The 14,879-nt window shown below is 42.8% G+C and carries 17 protein-coding genes; 12 read left to right on the top strand and 5 right to left on the bottom strand.

Features of this window, described 5'->3' with window-relative positions; genetic code table 11:
• The 5 genes from EDD68_RS13985 to EDD68_RS13965 all read left to right on the top strand — a co-directional run.
• A partial coding sequence (locus tag EDD68_RS13985) for an FtsX-like permease family protein (protein ID WP_132372925.1) occupies window positions 1-401 on the top strand: 401 nt, incomplete at its 5' end.
• A gap of 87 nt (window positions 402-488) precedes the next feature.
• The gene (gene sspN / locus EDD68_RS13980; protein ID WP_132372923.1) at window positions 489-638 is read left to right on the top strand and encodes a small acid-soluble spore protein N; all 150 of its coding nucleotides are present in this window, start codon (window positions 489-491) and stop codon (window positions 636-638) included.
• Between the two features lie 12 nt (window positions 639-650).
• The gene (gene tlp, locus EDD68_RS13975) at window positions 651-881 is read left to right on the top strand and encodes a small acid-soluble spore protein Tlp (RefSeq protein ID WP_132372921.1); all 231 of its coding nucleotides are present in this window, start codon (window positions 651-653) and stop codon (window positions 879-881) included.
• Between the two features lie 113 nt (window positions 882-994).
• Window positions 995-1,411, top strand: a complete 417-nt coding sequence (locus tag EDD68_RS13970; RefSeq protein ID WP_132372919.1) for an acyl-CoA thioesterase — start codon at window positions 995-997, stop codon at window positions 1,409-1,411.
• A gap of 10 nt (window positions 1,412-1,421) precedes the next feature.
• Entirely contained in the window at window positions 1,422-1,727 is a 306-nt protein-coding gene (locus EDD68_RS13965; protein ID WP_132372933.1) for a hypothetical protein, read from the top strand.
• Between the two features lie 249 nt (window positions 1,728-1,976).
• Here EDD68_RS13965 and EDD68_RS13960 read toward each other — a convergent pair whose 3' ends face one another.
• From EDD68_RS13960 to EDD68_RS13945, 4 genes are all read right to left on the bottom strand, one after another.
• On the bottom strand, window positions 1,977-2,273 hold the full coding sequence (locus tag EDD68_RS13960; RefSeq protein ID WP_132372917.1) for a HesB/YadR/YfhF family protein: 297 nt from the start codon (window positions 2,271-2,273) through the stop codon (window positions 1,977-1,979).
• Between the two features lie 11 nt (window positions 2,274-2,284).
• Entirely contained in the window at window positions 2,285-2,512 is a 228-nt protein-coding gene (yidD, locus tag EDD68_RS13955) for a membrane protein insertion efficiency factor YidD (RefSeq protein WP_132372915.1), read from the bottom strand.
• 10 nt (window positions 2,513-2,522) lie between these two features.
• Window positions 2,523-3,449 (bottom strand): GTP cyclohydrolase FolE2, encoded by a 927-nt coding sequence (folE2, locus tag EDD68_RS13950; RefSeq protein WP_132372913.1) that lies wholly within the window; start codon window positions 3,447-3,449, stop codon window positions 2,523-2,525.
• Window positions 3,450-3,532: 83 nt separating this feature from the next.
• Window positions 3,533-4,708 (bottom strand): CapA family protein, encoded by a 1,176-nt coding sequence (locus EDD68_RS13945; RefSeq protein ID WP_132372911.1) that lies wholly within the window; start codon window positions 4,706-4,708, stop codon window positions 3,533-3,535.
• Between the two features lie 234 nt (window positions 4,709-4,942).
• Between EDD68_RS13945 and EDD68_RS15365 the strand changes: the two genes are divergently transcribed.
• On the top strand, window positions 4,943-5,104 hold the full coding sequence (locus EDD68_RS15365; RefSeq protein WP_165902198.1) for a hypothetical protein: 162 nt from the start codon (window positions 4,943-4,945) through the stop codon (window positions 5,102-5,104).
• A 67-nt stretch (window positions 5,105-5,171) separates the two neighbouring features.
• Here the strand turns inward: EDD68_RS15365 and plsY are convergent, their stop codons facing one another.
• A complete protein-coding gene (plsY, locus tag EDD68_RS13940; protein WP_132372909.1) occupies window positions 5,172-5,753 on the bottom strand; it encodes a glycerol-3-phosphate 1-O-acyltransferase PlsY in 582 nt (193 codons plus the stop codon).
• Window positions 5,754-6,166: 413 nt separating this feature from the next.
• Between plsY and EDD68_RS13935 the strand changes: the two genes are divergently transcribed.
• The 6 genes from EDD68_RS13935 (at window position 6,167) to EDD68_RS13910 (ending at window position 14,872) form a co-directional block, all read left to right on the top strand.
• A complete protein-coding gene (locus tag EDD68_RS13935) occupies window positions 6,167-6,580 on the top strand; it encodes a CoA-binding protein (RefSeq protein WP_132372907.1) in 414 nt (137 codons plus the stop codon).
• 167 nt (window positions 6,581-6,747) lie between these two features.
• On the top strand, window positions 6,748-8,700 hold the full coding sequence (gene parE, locus EDD68_RS13930; protein ID WP_132372931.1) for a DNA topoisomerase IV subunit B: 1,953 nt from the start codon (window positions 6,748-6,750) through the stop codon (window positions 8,698-8,700).
• A gap of 14 nt (window positions 8,701-8,714) precedes the next feature.
• Entirely contained in the window at window positions 8,715-11,168 is a 2,454-nt protein-coding gene (gene parC, locus EDD68_RS13925) for a DNA topoisomerase IV subunit A (protein WP_132372905.1), read from the top strand.
• Between the two features lie 135 nt (window positions 11,169-11,303).
• Window positions 11,304-11,939, top strand: coding sequence for a TetR/AcrR family transcriptional regulator (locus EDD68_RS13920; protein WP_132372903.1), 636 nt, complete (start codon window positions 11,304-11,306; stop codon window positions 11,937-11,939).
• A 66-nt stretch (window positions 11,940-12,005) separates the two neighbouring features.
• Complete coding sequence (locus EDD68_RS13915; RefSeq protein WP_132372901.1) at window positions 12,006-13,148, top strand: acyl-CoA dehydrogenase; 1,143 nt, start codon at window positions 12,006-12,008, stop codon at window positions 13,146-13,148.
• An 80-nt stretch (window positions 13,149-13,228) separates the two neighbouring features.
• Window positions 13,229-14,872, top strand: coding sequence for an AMP-binding protein (locus EDD68_RS13910; protein ID WP_207902595.1), 1,644 nt, complete (start codon window positions 13,229-13,231; stop codon window positions 14,870-14,872).
• Window positions 14,873-14,879 lie beyond the last annotated feature (7 nt).

Here is a 14,879-nt window from a genome sequence, read left to right as displayed (position 1 = left end):
AGATTGCGACTCTCGGCCATTCCATCCAGGAGTCATCACTGACCTCCCTGGGATCGTATATGATGGACTTGACCTTCTGGCTGCAGGTGATGGTGCTGTTTTCGACGTTTGTATTAGCTGTCATCAGTATCAGTGACAGTCTGAACACGCTGCTGATGGAAAGGAAAGATGAATTCAACATGTACTATCTGATAGGCTGGACCAGAGGGAGAATAAAAACCCATCTTCTAAAAGAAGTCGGGATCTGGTCAGTCATAAGCATCCTGACCGGGTTGATCCTGAGCAGCATCAGTCTATATGTGCTCAAGGTGTCGGTTTTGTGGGTGCTGACTGGATTACTGATAACCATGACCCTGTTTCTCGTGATGATCTTCTTGATTGTTTTAACGAGGAGGATATAGAGCCGTAGTAGTTCTTCCGATGAATAAAGAATGACCTGTCAGCGAACAATAATAAACGACCATTTTAAAAAAGGAGTATGCATAAACATGGGAAATCCAAAAAAGGACACGAAGCATTTCCGTCCCGACAGACATGGCGACTATTCCCTTGAGTATGACGGGAATAAAGGACGTAAATATCAATCAAAAGAACATGACCAGCCAAAATATATTCCCCCAAAAGGGGACGGAAAGTAAGGAGGACGGATGATGTCACATCGGAAGAATCAGCCAAAACCAGATAACCGGAAAGATAACGTAGAGAAGCTGCAGGATATGGTTCAGGAAACGATCCAAAATATGGAGGAAACAGAAGCCGCAATGGAATTTGCATCTGAAGAGGAGAAGAAGGAATTGCGGGAAAAAAATCAGCGCCGCAGAGAATCCATTGATGCTATGCGTCAGGAAATCCGGGATGAATACCGGGATCAACAACAATAATCCATTAAGGAACCTGCCCAAAAGGCAGGTTTTTTGACGTATAAGGGAAACCATTTTCATCCAGCTATTATTATGGTAAGATAATGACGAACTTGCGATAAGGGGATGAGAACATGGAGGAGAACATAACGGAAGTAAAAGTAAGGTATCAGGAAACCGATCAGATGGGTGTCGTGTATCATGCGAATTATCTTGTCTGGTTTGAAATTGGCCGGACTTCATTAATTGAACAGCTCGGTTTTCACTATCATGAAATGGAAGAGGTGGGGGTTGTTTCGCCGGTGATCGATGCCTCCATCCAGTTTAAACGGCCGGTCCGATACGGGCAAGTTGCAAAAGTAAGAACGTGGATTGAAGAATACGACGGTTTAAAAGTAACTTATGGCTATGAAATTCAGGATGGGGAAGGGCACCTGGCTGTATCCGGCTGGACGAAACACGTGTGTGTCAAAAAAGACACGTTTCGCCCCATCTCTATACGCAAAACATTTCCGGACTGGCACGAAGCTTATATGAAAGCGAAAAAGTGAGGACATGCTGATGGCTTTTGGAATCAAAAGGGATGAGCTGACAGAGTGGAAAAGAAAAGCACAACAGGGGGAAATTGCCTTTTTGACCCATTACTGGCTGGATGAGCGGTTTCCAGATTGCAATACGGTCACCAAAGTAGGGTGCTGTGATATTCAAAAGTTGGAAAGCTGGGGAATGAAATACGGTTTGCGTCCTGAATGGATACACCGCGATGATACATATCCCCACTTTGATTTGTTCGGAAAATTTCAGAGAGACATTTTAATCCAGGAAGGGAAAACCGAACAGCTCAGGCGTTTTAATCTATTGAAATAAGAAATCCTAAAGGGTCTTTTAGCGGATCAAGAGGCAGGAAAAAGGTATCGCTGAAACATTCATGATTTAAGAGATCAAGGGTACATGATCATGTTTCACAACCAGGAAACACGAGTTCACACCAGGAAAAATATAGAAGACGATAAAAATTCAGACGATTCAGCAGAACAATCCGGCTTTAGTCAGGCAAGTTAATCGGCAATCAAACAGGCTGCCTCTATTTCAGAGACAGCCTTTGCTAATTTCAATCTATTTGATGTTGGAATAGACAAATTCCGGTTCGTCTGCCTGCTCATTATACACGACGTCCAAATTCACACCTTCAAAATACCACGCATCATCCTTTTCGATAAAAAAATAAAATTCGCCGGTTTTCGTCTCAGCGAAAGGTTCATCAGGTTCATCCGGACGTACCCCCAGGGAAAATCCGGGTTGAATTCCCCCCGTTCCGCCGTATCGGACAAAAAAACGGATGGATGAGTCTGTATCCAGACCAAGTTCATCCCTGTACCATTCTGCAGCTTCTTTTTGAACGGTTAGACGCATACGGACATCTCCTATTTTTTTTCTTTGTTTTCTGGAACAGGATCAAATCCTCCCGGATGAAACGGATGGCATTTTAAAATCCGTTTGATGGTTAAATACCCGCCTTTAATTGCTCCAAACCGCTGAATCACTTCCAGTCCGTACTGGGAACAGGTGGGCTGGAAACGGCAGGAAGGAGGTTTGATCGGTGAAATAAATCGGCGATAAAACCTTATGATCCAGATGAATATAGATTTCATCACAAACACCTTAATTCACTGTATCTTTTGTCTTGTCAAATGAAATGGATGCATAGGCGTCATGCAGGTGGATCGATTCTTCATTTTGACAGGACACTTCAAACTTTTCCACAAAAGGCATTTCATATAAATCCGCAGCGACGAGTCTCACCATGTCTTCCACAAAACGGGGATTTTCATAAGCCTGTTCCGTAACGGTCTTTTCATCCGGCCGTTTTAAAACGGGGTGAATTTTCGCACTGGCATTGGTTTCAGCCGCAATGAGCAGCTGCTCTTTCCAGTCGATTTCTCTTTCATCAAAGTCGTCTGATAAAACGGCTGTCATTGTGACTTTTCCCCGCTGATTATGGGCACTGTATTCGCTGATTTCCTTCGAGCACGGGCAGAGCGTTGTGATCGTTGCTTCCAGTGACACCTCACAGAAGTAGCCCTTCTCTTGATCATACGCTACTTTCATCCCGGCGTTTGCGTGATTCATTCCTGCAAGGCCTGACTGGGGGCCTTTACGTTCATAAAACCAGGGGAAAGACACTTTAACTTCCGCATCATTCTGTTTCAGTCTTTCCGCTAATTCTTTTGTGAATGTTTTGAGTGTATCCAGTTCAAGGGTTAACCCTTTTTCGTGATACTGCTGCATCTGTTCCGTAAACCGACTCATATTGGTTCCTTTACTGTCTTTCGGTATGCTGGATGACATCGTGAAGGTTCCGACGGTTGTCTGTGTATACGGATTCATTCGGCTGGTGACTGTGACCGGATGTTTCACATTGACGATTCCCACAGTATCCAGATCAAACAAAAAGTTGTTTCTTGTATTTTGTAAATCAGCCATTTTTTCTTTTTCCACTGGTTTTGTTCGCGGGCCTGGCGGTACTGAACCAAATAAGCGATGTCGTTCTTCCTTTGCAGGCAATCCTTTTTGATGTACTTTATCCATTACCATATCTCCTTTCAGCCCCAATACTAACGCTATGTTCAAGTATACATGAAAAAATATTTCGGATTCAATTTATATACATTCTAAAAAGAAGGAACGATTTCGATATTTTCTTCGGTAAAGGCTTTCATGTGTTCGCTGATTTCCTCAAATAAAGCTTTTGCTTCAGGAAGATTGTATTCATCGGCATCAAATAACGGAACAATCTTATAATTTCGATAGTTTGGCCGATAATTATATGTCGGCATGATGCGGACATTGCTGATATCATAGGAAATACCCTCTTCATCGATCTGTTTATGGAGGTCCATCTGTAACAGAGCACCGATCCGCTGATAAAGTTCCGACTGGCCTGATAAGAAGTTTCCGAGAGAATAAATGACAAACGTTTTATGACCATCCTCCGATTCGAGCCAGTCTACCGGCTGGAGTACATGGGGATGGTGCCCGAGGATCACATCTGCACCGGCCTCGTGAAGCCTTTGAACGATTTGTTTTTGATCGTCATTAGGAAATCGCTGATATTCGATTCCAAAATGAAGACTGACGACGACAAAATCGGCCAACTCCTTCATTTCTTTAATATCCTGTGAAATTTTTTCTACATCAATATATTGGACGAGATAGGGTTGATTCTCTGGACGGATTAAGCCATTGGTACCATAGGTATAAGCTAAGAACCCAGTTGAAATGCCCTGTTTCTCTATTACTCGATGGGTGTTCTGATCTTCGAGACTTCTGTAAGCCCCTACATACTGGATGCCAATTTGATTCAAGTAATCGGTGGCATTCATGACAGCCTGTGGCCCCCGGTCCAGGGTGTGGTTATTGGCCATCGATACGATGTCTACTCCTGCATCTTTTAAAGCATCGCCGACTTCATAGGGAGAATTGAATCTTGGATAAGAAGACAAGCCAAGCGCTGTTCCTCCAAGTATAGTTTCCTGATTGGCAAACATAATATCCGGCTTTTGCATGTCCGGTCTGACCAGTTCAAACATGGGCCGGAAGTCATATCCTCCGTCATCTGTTTGAGCATCTTCATACAGGGAATTATGTATCAATATATCACCGACTGCTCCCAGTGTAATGGAGGATTCAAATTGCTTGTATGCCGGTTCAACCAGAACGGTTTTGTTGTGGTGGCTGGAAATAGCCAATTTTTGATCTGCGCTGTTCCCTGTCTGCTTCAGAAGAATAAAAGCTATCAAGAAGATCAAGACTAATCCAGACATGTAATACATCATTCGTTTTTTCATAATTTATCTCTCCCACAAATTTTGATGCGTTCAATCCTAGCATTCCCATACAACTTATTGTATAATAACTAAATATCAAATACCCCATAAGGTAAGGTGAACAAAATGAACTTCCAAATTACGAATGCTGCCGTCGAAAAAATTGAAAAAGAATTAGCACGGCAACATGTTTCTCCAGATGAATATTATGTTCGGGTGTTTTTATCCGCTGGCTGAGGAGGGCCGCAGATTCAATTGGCTCTGGAAGAGTCAAAAGGTGATACAGATACAGTGATTGAAACCGAAAAGCTTCGGTTTTTAATCGGCGAACACACAACCCCATATGTCGAAAACACGAAATTAGACTATGTTAAAAGTGTGTTCGGGTTTGGACAATTTAAATTATTGCGTGTTTAATTTTTTATAAACACAACCCTTGCCAAAAACAGCAAGGGTTCTGTTTTTATCTCCAGACATCATGAAACTACATCCACTTGATTTTCGGTTCTGTTTTATCGATGATTCGTTTAATATTAGCCCGGTGACGATAAATAACAAACATAGTTAGAATGGATATGACAACCATTAGGCCTTTATGTTGAAGGAATACCGATGCAATAATGGCTACGATTCCCGTTACCATAGAAGAAAGGGAAACATACTTTGAAATTTTTAAAACGGCAAAAAAGGTAAGAAAAATAATGACAAATAATAATGGACTGACAGCAAGGATGACGCCGCCTGATGTAGCCACTGCTTTTCCTCCTTTAAATCGGGCAAAAACCGGATACATATGTCCGACGACAGCAAAAATTCCGATGATTAATGGATCTGCAGCTGCCTGAAATACCACTGGAAGCAAAGCCGCAAGCGTACCTTTCAGAATATCTGCAATGGTAACAATCAATCCAGCTTTGACCCCGAGTACACGAAAGGTATTGGTACCACCGAGATTTCCGCTCCCATGCTCGCGAACATCAATACCATATCCGATTTTCCCGACCAGAAGGGCAGATGGGATCGAACCAAGGAAATAAGCAATGATTCCGAATAAAATGTATTCCATATTCCAAACCCCTTTGTCTTTATCTAAGCGATTCTATCATATTTTAACACGAATAAACCCGTACAAGAACAGGACAGGGCAACTTTTAAAAGGAAAAATCACTAAAAATTCTTCAAACGGAAAACCATGCCGGGCATTTGCCTGTTCATTTACATCCTGACTAGGGGAATGGGATGAAAACCCTGGTATTGCTATTATAGTCTTTACTGACAAATGACATGCTAAAATGTAGTTACATATGACCTGTAAAGACAGAAAGAGCTGACACAAAGATACATGTTTATTTGTTTACATCCATCGCCTTTAAAAAAGAGCAAATAAACCAGAATGTGGACTTTCAGAGAAAAACCCCTTATGATGTATCTAAGCAATTCTACATAATCTTAGAAAGATCTACAGAAAGGAATGATTCGATGCAAAACCCGGAGAATGAAGTCATTAAGGATGTATTGACCCGCGCAAAAACAATTGCTGTTGTAGGTTTATCTGATAAGCCGGAACGGACCTCCTATCAGGTAGCGAAAGCCATGCAGGATGCAGGTTATAAAATTATTCCTGTAAACCCGAAAGCGGATGAGGTGCTGGGTGAAAAGGCTTACAATTCTTTATCAGAGATTGATGAACCGTTTGACATTATTAATGTTTTTAGACGTTCAGAATTCCTCCCGGAAATCGCAGAAGAAGCTATAAAAACAGATGCAAACGTTTTCTGGGCACAACAAGGAGTGAAAAACGAAGAAGCATACAAATTATTGAAAGAGCATGATTTTACAGTCATCATGGACTTTTGTATTAAAGTGGCTCATTCAGTTATAGTAGGAAAATGAACCTAAAATATCCCTGTATATGCAGGGGTTTTTTAGTTTTTGTTGAAAAACAAAGAACGAGATGTGTAAGATAAAAAAGCAAAAAGATAGCGGATTTTGCAAATTGGAACATTTGTTCTATAATCAAAGCTAAAGATACCTGATGAAAGGAGATCATCCTATTGAGTATGAGACAGACAGCTTCATCTTATAATGATGATTCCATACAAGTATTGGAAGGCCTGGAAGCCGTCCGAAAACGGCCCGGTATGTATATCGGAAGCACAGACCATCGGGGACTGCATCATCTTGTTTTTGAAATCGTTGATAATGCAGTTGACGAAGCGCTGGCCGGCTATGGACATGACATTCGTGTGACGGTACATAAAGATCACAGTGTAACCGTAATGGACAGGGGGAGGGGGATGCCTACCGGAATTCATAAAACAGGCAAACCGACACCTGAGGTTATTTTTACCGTTTTGCACGCAGGAGGGAAATTTGGCCAGGGAGGGTATAAAACGAGCGGTGGACTACATGGTGTAGGTGCTTCGGTCGTAAACGCCCTGTCTGAGTGGCTGGAAGTTCATATCTATCGGGATGGTTTTGAATATTATCAGCGTTATGAAAATGGCGGAAAACCAGTTACGACGCTGGAAAAGCGGGGAAAGACCAAAAAAACCGGCACGATGATCACCTTTAAGCCTGATTCGACCATCTTTTCAACGACGGTATTTCAATTTGAAACCCTGGCTGAACGGCTGAGGGAATCAGCATTTCTTCTAAAAGGATTAAATATCGTTTTAACGGATGAAAGGCAGGGTCTTTCCGAAAATTATCAATATCCGGATGGCCTTGAATCTTTTGTTCAATATTTAAACGAGGAAAAAGACACGTTACATCCTGTTGTGTCTTTTGAAGGGAAACATCAGGATATCGAAGTCGATTTTGCTTTTCAGTTTAATGACGGATATGCTGAAAGTGTCCTTTCTTTCGTGAACCATGTTCGCACCCGAGATGGTGGAACCCATGAATCCGGAGCCAAAACAGCCGTTACCCGTGTATTTAACGAACATGCACGGAAGACTGGATTATTAAAAGAAAAAGAAAAAAACCTGGACGGCAGTGATATCAGGGAAGGTTTTACTGCCATTATTTCAGTGAGAATTCCCGAAGCATTATTGCAGTTTGAAGGCCAGACGAAAAGCAAACTCGGCACTTCAGAAGCCCGTTCTGCGGTAGATGCGGTGGTATCTGAACAATTGTCTTATTTTCTGGAAGAAAATCCTGAAACGGCCACCATGCTGATTAAAAAGGCCATCAAGGCGAGAGATGCCAGGGAAGCAGCTCGCAAAGCCCGGGAAGAAGCGAGAAACGGAAAGAAACGGAAACGCAAGGAAGCCCTGCTCAGCGGAAAGTTAACACCGGCACAGTCAAGAAATCCTAAGAAAAATGAACTGTATCTTGTAGAAGGAGACTCTGCCGGCGGTTCAGCCAAACAGGGGAGAGACCGTCGTTTTCAGGCCGTATTGCCGCTGCGGGGGAAAGTCATTAATACGGAAAAAGCCAAGTTAGCCGACATATTTAAAAATGAAGAAATTTCGACGATTATTCATACCATCGGTGCGGGTGCAGGTGCGGATTTTGATCTTGATGATGTGCAATATGACAAAATCATCATCATGACCGATGCCGATACGGACGGCGCCCACATTCAGGTGCTATTATTAACTTTCTTCTACCGCTATATGCGGCCGCTGGTAGAAGCAGGAAAGGTATATATCGCCCTTCCGCCTCTTTTTAAGATAGCAAAGGGAAAAGGAAAAAAAGAACAGATTCATTATGCGTGGGATGAGGAAGAGTTAAGAAAAATTCTTTCACAGGTGAAAAGCGGCTATACCATTCAGCGGTACAAAGGTCTTGGTGAAATGAACGCAGATCAGCTCTGGGAAACCACCATGAATCCGGAAACCCGAACCCTGATCCGGGTGACCATTGAAGATCTGGCCAGAGCAGAACGCAGAGTGACAACGCTGATGGGAGACAAAGTGGAGCCCAGGCGTAAATGGATTGAAAAGAACGTTGCCTTTGGTCTGGAAGAAGAAACAAACATCCTGGACAATGACAAAATTCATACGTAGAGGAGGACATACCATTGACAGAACAAGCCAAATTTCTGGACCTTCCTTTAGAGGAAGTTATTGGGGACCGTTTTGGCCGCTACAGTAAATACATTATTCAGGAAAGGGCGTTGCCGGATGCCAGAGATGGATTAAAGCCGGTCCAGAGACGAATTCTATATGCTATGCATCAGGAGAAAAATACCCATGATAAGCCATTCCGGAAATCAGCCAAGACGGTGGGTACAGTCATCGGAAATTTCCATCCCCATGGCGATACATCCGTATATGATGCTCTGGTACGGATGAGTCAGACCTGGAAAGTGCGGAAAGAACTCGTCGAGATGCACGGAAATAACGGAAGTGTGGATGGAGATCCTCCAGCAGCCATGCGATATACCGAAGCCCGGTTATCTGCCATTGCCAGCGAGTTAATTGGAGAAATCGAAAAGGAAACAGTGGATTTTGTACCGAATTTTGATGACACCACAAAGGAACCGGTTGTTCTGCCATCCCGTTTTCCGAATTTGCTCGTCAATGGCTCGACCGGAATTTCATCCGGTTACGCTACGGATATTCCACCTCATAACCTCGGGGAAGTCATTGATGCGGTCATCAAAAAAATCGATCATCCGAATGCTAATGTAGAAGATTTAATGAAGGTGCTTAAAGGGCCTGACTTTCCAACAGGAGGTATTATTCAGGGGATTGACGGAATCAAAAAAGCCTATGAAACTGGCAAAGGGAAAATGATTCTGCGGGGAAAAGCGGATATTGAAAAGCTCCGGGGCGGACGAGAACAAATTGTGATTACAGAAATTCCGTATGAAGTGAATAAAGCCACTCTCGTGAAAAAATTTGATGAGCTCCGTTTAAACCGTAAAATTGAAGGAATGGCTGAAGTCCGTGATGAAACAGACCGTACTGGATTGAGGATTGTGATTGAGCTGAAAAAAGATGCTGACAGTGAAGGAATTTTAAATTATTTATATAAACATACGGACCTGCAGATTTCCTATAATTTTAATATGGTTGCGATCTACAACAAAACCCCTAAATTAATGAGTCTGACCGAACTGATTGATGCATACATCGAACATCAAAAAGACGTGGTGACCAGACAATCCAGGTACGACTTAAATAAAGCGACGAAAAGAGCCCATGTTGTCGAAGGCTTGATCAAAGCAATTTCCATCCTCGATGATGTAATCGCAACGATCCGTTCATCGAAAGATAAGCAGGATGCCAAAGACCGTCTCATGAAAAACTACCAGTTTACCGAACAACAGGCAGAGGCAATTGTTACGCTACAGCTATACCGATTGACCAATACCGACATCACTGCTCTCCAAAACGAAGCAGATGAACTGCAAGAGCAGATCACTTATCTTAAAAGCATTTTAAATGACGAGAAAAAGCTTTTACAGGTCATCAAAAAAAGCTTGCGTGACATAAAGAAAACATATCAGGATAACCGCAGAACAAAAATTGAAGAACAAGTCGAAGAGTTAACCATCAATCTGGAAGTGATGGTCGCCAGTGAAGATGTTCTTGTCTCCATTACGAGAGACGGCTATATAAAACGGACCAGTCTCCGTTCATATGCTGCCTCAAGTAAAGACGATATTTCGATTAAAGATGGAGATTATCTGATTTCCATGGTGGAAATGAACACTACCGATACGATCCTGCTGTTTACGAATAAGGGAAACTATTTGTATTTGCCAGTGCATGAGCTTCCGGATATACGCTGGAAAGATCTCGGACAGCATGTTGCAAATATTGTACCGGTTCAGCAGGATGAAAAAATGATTCATGCCATACCTGTCCGGGATTTTTCAGAAGATCAATACCTGCTTTTCTTTACCCGAAATGGAATGGTGAAAAAAACCGAGTTGCAGGAATATAAAGCACAGCGTTACTCCCGTCCTCTTCAGGCCATTAACCTGAAAGGTGACGACGAGGTAGTCAATGTTCATCTCACAGATGGTCATCAGGATATTTTTGTGGCATCAGACAAAGGCTATGGTCTCTGGTATCATGAGTCTGAAGTGAAACCGGTTGGCCAGCGGGCAGCAGGCGTGAAGGCAATCCAGCTGAAAAAAGGCGAACATGTGGTAAACGGAGAAGTGTTTGACGATTTAACATCACCTTCCCTTGTTGTTGTAACCCATCGCGGGGCATTAAAGCGCATGAGTTTATCAGAATTTGAAAAATCATCCCGGGCGAAACGGGGACTGGTGATGCTAAGAGAGTTAAAAACAAAACCCCACAGGATTGCCGGTTTTTTGATCGTAGAAGAGGAACAGCCGGTTCAGTTCCAGACGGAAAAGGGTTCGATTCATGAATGTCTCCCGTACGAACTGAAGGAAAGCGATCGTTATAGCAATGGATCCTTTTTCATTGATACGGTCGAAACCGGGGAAGTGATCCGGGCCTGGAAAAAAGCTGATTATACGAAAGCATTTGCAGATGACATAGAGGAATAAAAACCTGCACCTGAATCCATTGATTGATGGGTTCAGGTATTTTTATTAGCATGTTTTAATATCAGAAAACTTAAAAATAATTTTACATTATGAATATTTGTGCTAAAATATAAACCAAAAAGTGGGAAGGGGGGAATGACATCGGAACTGAAAGAAAAAATTATCGAAACCTCTCTAGCATTATTTGAAAAGCATGGTTTTCACGGGGTCACAGTCAAAGACATCGTGGAAGCATGCGGAACATCCAAAGGGGGATTTTATCATCACTTCCAGTCTAAAGATGAACTTCTTTATGTGATCCATGACAAATTTATCTCCTATGTATTGACGAAAGCTCACCAGGCAAAAGACACCTATGATACGCCAACCTTACAACTTTATGCAATTATCCAGTCATTTGTGAAAGTATTTGATCTCTATAAGCCTCACATTTCCGTATTCTATCAGGAAAGTCTCTATTTAAAACCGCGCTTTGATCATCTCATTAAAAAGAAAAGGGATCAGTACAAAAAAATATTGTTTGACGTGATTCGCAACGGTCAGGAAAAAGGGGAATTCCGAAAAGAACTGGTAGCAGAGATTACAGGAATGTCCATCCTTGGAATGGTGAACTGGACCCATAAATGGTATAAGCGGGACGGGGAGAAAACCATCGAAGAAATTGCCGCTATCTTTGCCGACATCATTTTAAACGGGATTTTGACAGAAGATGCAAAAGAACGCTATCATCCATTATTACACCAATCCCCTGTCATGAAGAATCAATTTTAAAGCGCTTTCATTTGAATGGTACAGACCAACCAGTCGGTCTATATACGAACAGAGGGGGAAAGTTCGATGAATTTTGAACTGACGAAAGAACAGGAAATGACCAGAAAAATGGTGAGGGACTTTGCCGAAAATACCATAAAGCTCAGAACCATTGAGATTGATACGAAAGCAGCGTTTCCAAAAGATATTTTTGATGAGATGGGGAAACTTGGACTCATGGGGATTCCGTTCCCGGAAAAATATGGGGGTTCCGGTGGTGACACATTAACTTATGCTATTGCGGTGGAGGAAATCGGGAGAGTTTGCGGTAGTACCGGACTGAGCTATGCGGCAGCGGTATCCCTCGGCGCAAGTCCCATCTATTATTTTGGTACAGAGGAACAAAAAGAAAAATTCCTTGTGCCTCTGGCAAAAGGAGAAGCCCTCGGATCCTTTGGCCTTACCGAACCAAATGCAGGTTCAGATGCCGGGGGAACCAGGACGACAGCCAAACTTGATAACGATGAGTATGTCATTAATGGAGAAAAATGTTTCATCACCAATGCCAGTTATGCAAAATTCATTACCGTAACCGCTGTATCAGGAAAAGACGAACGGGGAAAAAAGATCATTTCAGCCTTTATTGTTCCAAAAGATGCAGAAGGACTAACCGTAAACAGTAATTATGACAAAATGGGGGTCAGAGGATCCGATACCTCAGAAATCATTTTAGAAGATGTACGGGTGCCAAAAGAAAATATTCTAGGAGATCCGAAAAAAGGATTTAAGCAATTTTTGTACACCCTGGATGGAGGACGCATTTCCATCGGTGCGCTGGCACTTGGCATTGCTCAGGCATCTCTGGATAAAGCGTTAGCATACGCCAGGGAACGCAAACAGTTTGGGAAGCCGATTTCAAAATTTCAGGCCATTCAGTTTAAATTGGCGGATATGGCTATGGAAGTTGAACTGGCCCGCAATATGGTTTATAAAGCGGCATGGCTTAAAGATCATAACAAGCCATTTACCAAAGAAGCAGCATTCGCCAAGCTGTTTGCAACTGAAACCGCTTTCAGAGCAGCCAACCAGGCTATTCAGATTCACGGCGGTTATGGATACATGAGAGAGTACGAAGTTGAACGTTATTTGCGTGACGCGAAGTTGCTTGAGATTGGTGAAGGAACATCTGAGATCCAGCGATTAGTCATAGCCAGACAATTGGGATGCTGATCTTTTTTAAAAGACCATTTTAATTTCGCTCCTGAATAGGATGGAGCCAATAATAAATTTATATGGGAGGTTGGGTACTCATGACCCTGTTGAAAGTTACGGTTGGCGAACTTTTGGAACAAAAGGTGAACGAGCATCCTGATCGGGAAGCGGTCGTCTATCCCGAACTTAACTGGCGGAAAACTTACAGCGAACTGAACAGCATTGTGGATCAGGCCGCGAAAGGATTCATGGCTTTAGGGATTGAAAAGGGAGAACATGTAGCCATCTGGTCAGACAATAAACCGGAATGGCTGATCTCCCAGTTTGCTACAGGTAAAATGGGTGCGGTGCTGGTAACCGTCAATACAAATTACCGGGCTAAAGAACTGGAATATTTGCTGAAACAGTCTGATGCGACAACACTTATTCTTGCAGAATCCTTTAAAGGATCATCCTACCTGGACATTTTACGGGAAGTCTGTCCAGAAGTGGATCACGCAGAGAAAGGCAAACTGGAATGCAAACATTTACCGAAACTGAAGAACATTATTGTACTGAATGACAAAACGTATTCTAGCTTTTACAACTGGCATGAAATTATGGAAAAAGGGAATGCCATCACGGATGAAGAATTAAAGGAACGGATGAATACCCTCCATCACGATGAAGTCATTAACATGCAGTATACTTCAGGCACAACAGGATTCCCCAAAGGCGTGATGCTGACCCATTATAATATCGTCAACAATGCCAATCAGGTAGCCGACAGCATGAACCTGACAAAAGAAGACCGGCTCTGTATTCCGGTGCCGTTTTTCCACTGTTTTGGCTGTGTGATGGGAACACTGGCAACAGTTGCAAAAGGGGCTACCATGGTTGTTCTCGAGCACTTTGATGCTGAAAAAGTCCTAAAAGCACTGGATCAGGAAAAATGTACGGCGTTTCATGGAGTTCCAACCATGTTTATTGCAGAATTGAATCACCCTGACTTTGACAAGTACGATTTATCGCATCTTAGAACGGGGATTATGGCCGGATCCAATTGCCCGATGGAAGTGATGAAGGATGTCATGAACAAAATGGGAGCTTCCGAAATTACCATCGCCTACGGACAGACCGAATCTTCTCCGGTCATTACTCAGACAAAACCGGATGATCCGGTGGAGCTCAGGGTGAAAAGTGTTGGCAAAGCACATCCGAATGTTGAAGTGAAAATCGTAGAGCCCGGGACAAACAAAGAAGTAGAACCGGGTGTACAGGGTGAACTCTGCACGAGAGGATATCTTGTGATGAAAGGATACTACAAAAACCCTGATGCAACAAACGCCGCCATCGATGAAGAAGGATGGCTCCATACAGGAGATCTCGCGGTTATGGATGAAAATGGCTACATTCAGATCACCGGACGGATCAAGGACATGATCATCCGCGGCGGTGAAAATATTTATCCGCGGGAAATTGAAGAATTCCTCTATCAGCATCCGGATATTCTTGATGTTCAGGTTGTGGGCGTTCCAGACCCCAAATACGGGGAAGAGGTGATGGCGTGGATTATTTTGAAGGAAGGAGCGACTTCTACTGAGGAAGACATCCGGAAATATTGCGATGGAAAAATTTCCAGACATAAGATCCCGAAGTATATTCAGTTTGTAGATGAATATCCAATGACCGCTAGCGGTAAGATTCAGAAATTCAAACTGAGGGAAAAAGCGAAAGAAATACTCGGTTCGCCGCAACAATAATATACGA

Origin of the sequence: Melghiribacillus thermohalophilus (genome assembly GCF_004342905.1) — a bacterium.
GTDB lineage: Bacteria > Bacillota > Bacilli > Bacillales > Alkalibacillaceae > Melghiribacillus > Melghiribacillus thermohalophilus.
This window is presented reverse-complemented; position numbering and strand designations above follow the sequence as displayed.

Bases quoted from the DNA above. Each gene is read 5' to 3' on its own strand.
- sspN (WP_132372923.1), top strand. From the start codon at position 489: ATGGGAAATCCAAAAAAGGACACGAAGCATTTCCGTCCCGACAGACAT.
- tlp (WP_132372921.1), top strand. From the start codon at position 651: ATGTCACATCGGAAGAATCAGCCAAAACCAGATAACCGGAAAGATAAC.
- EDD68_RS13970 (WP_132372919.1), top strand. From the start codon at position 995: ATGGAGGAGAACATAACGGAAGTAAAAGTAAGGTATCAGGAAACCGAT.
- EDD68_RS13965 (WP_132372933.1), top strand. From the start codon at position 1,422: ATGGCTTTTGGAATCAAAAGGGATGAGCTGACAGAGTGGAAAAGAAAA.
- EDD68_RS13960 (WP_132372917.1), bottom strand. From the start codon at position 2,273: ATGCGTCTAACCGTTCAAAAAGAAGCTGCAGAATGGTACAGGGATGAA.
- yidD (WP_132372915.1), bottom strand. From the start codon at position 2,512: ATGAAATCTATATTCATCTGGATCATAAGGTTTTATCGCCGATTTATT.
- folE2 (WP_132372913.1), bottom strand. From the start codon at position 3,449: ATGGATAAAGTACATCAAAAAGGATTGCCTGCAAAGGAAGAACGACAT.
- EDD68_RS13945 (WP_132372911.1), bottom strand. From the start codon at position 4,708: ATGAAAAAACGAATGATGTATTACATGTCTGGATTAGTCTTGATCTTC.
- plsY (WP_132372909.1), bottom strand. From the start codon at position 5,753: ATGGAATACATTTTATTCGGAATCATTGCTTATTTCCTTGGTTCGATC.
- EDD68_RS13935 (WP_132372907.1), top strand. From the start codon at position 6,167: ATGCAAAACCCGGAGAATGAAGTCATTAAGGATGTATTGACCCGCGCA.
- parE (WP_132372931.1), top strand. From the start codon at position 6,748: ATGAGACAGACAGCTTCATCTTATAATGATGATTCCATACAAGTATTG.
- EDD68_RS13920 (WP_132372903.1), top strand. From the start codon at position 11,304: ATGACATCGGAACTGAAAGAAAAAATTATCGAAACCTCTCTAGCATTA.
- EDD68_RS13915 (WP_132372901.1), top strand. From the start codon at position 12,006: ATGAATTTTGAACTGACGAAAGAACAGGAAATGACCAGAAAAATGGTG.
- EDD68_RS13910 (WP_207902595.1), top strand. From the start codon at position 13,229: ATGACCCTGTTGAAAGTTACGGTTGGCGAACTTTTGGAACAAAAGGTG.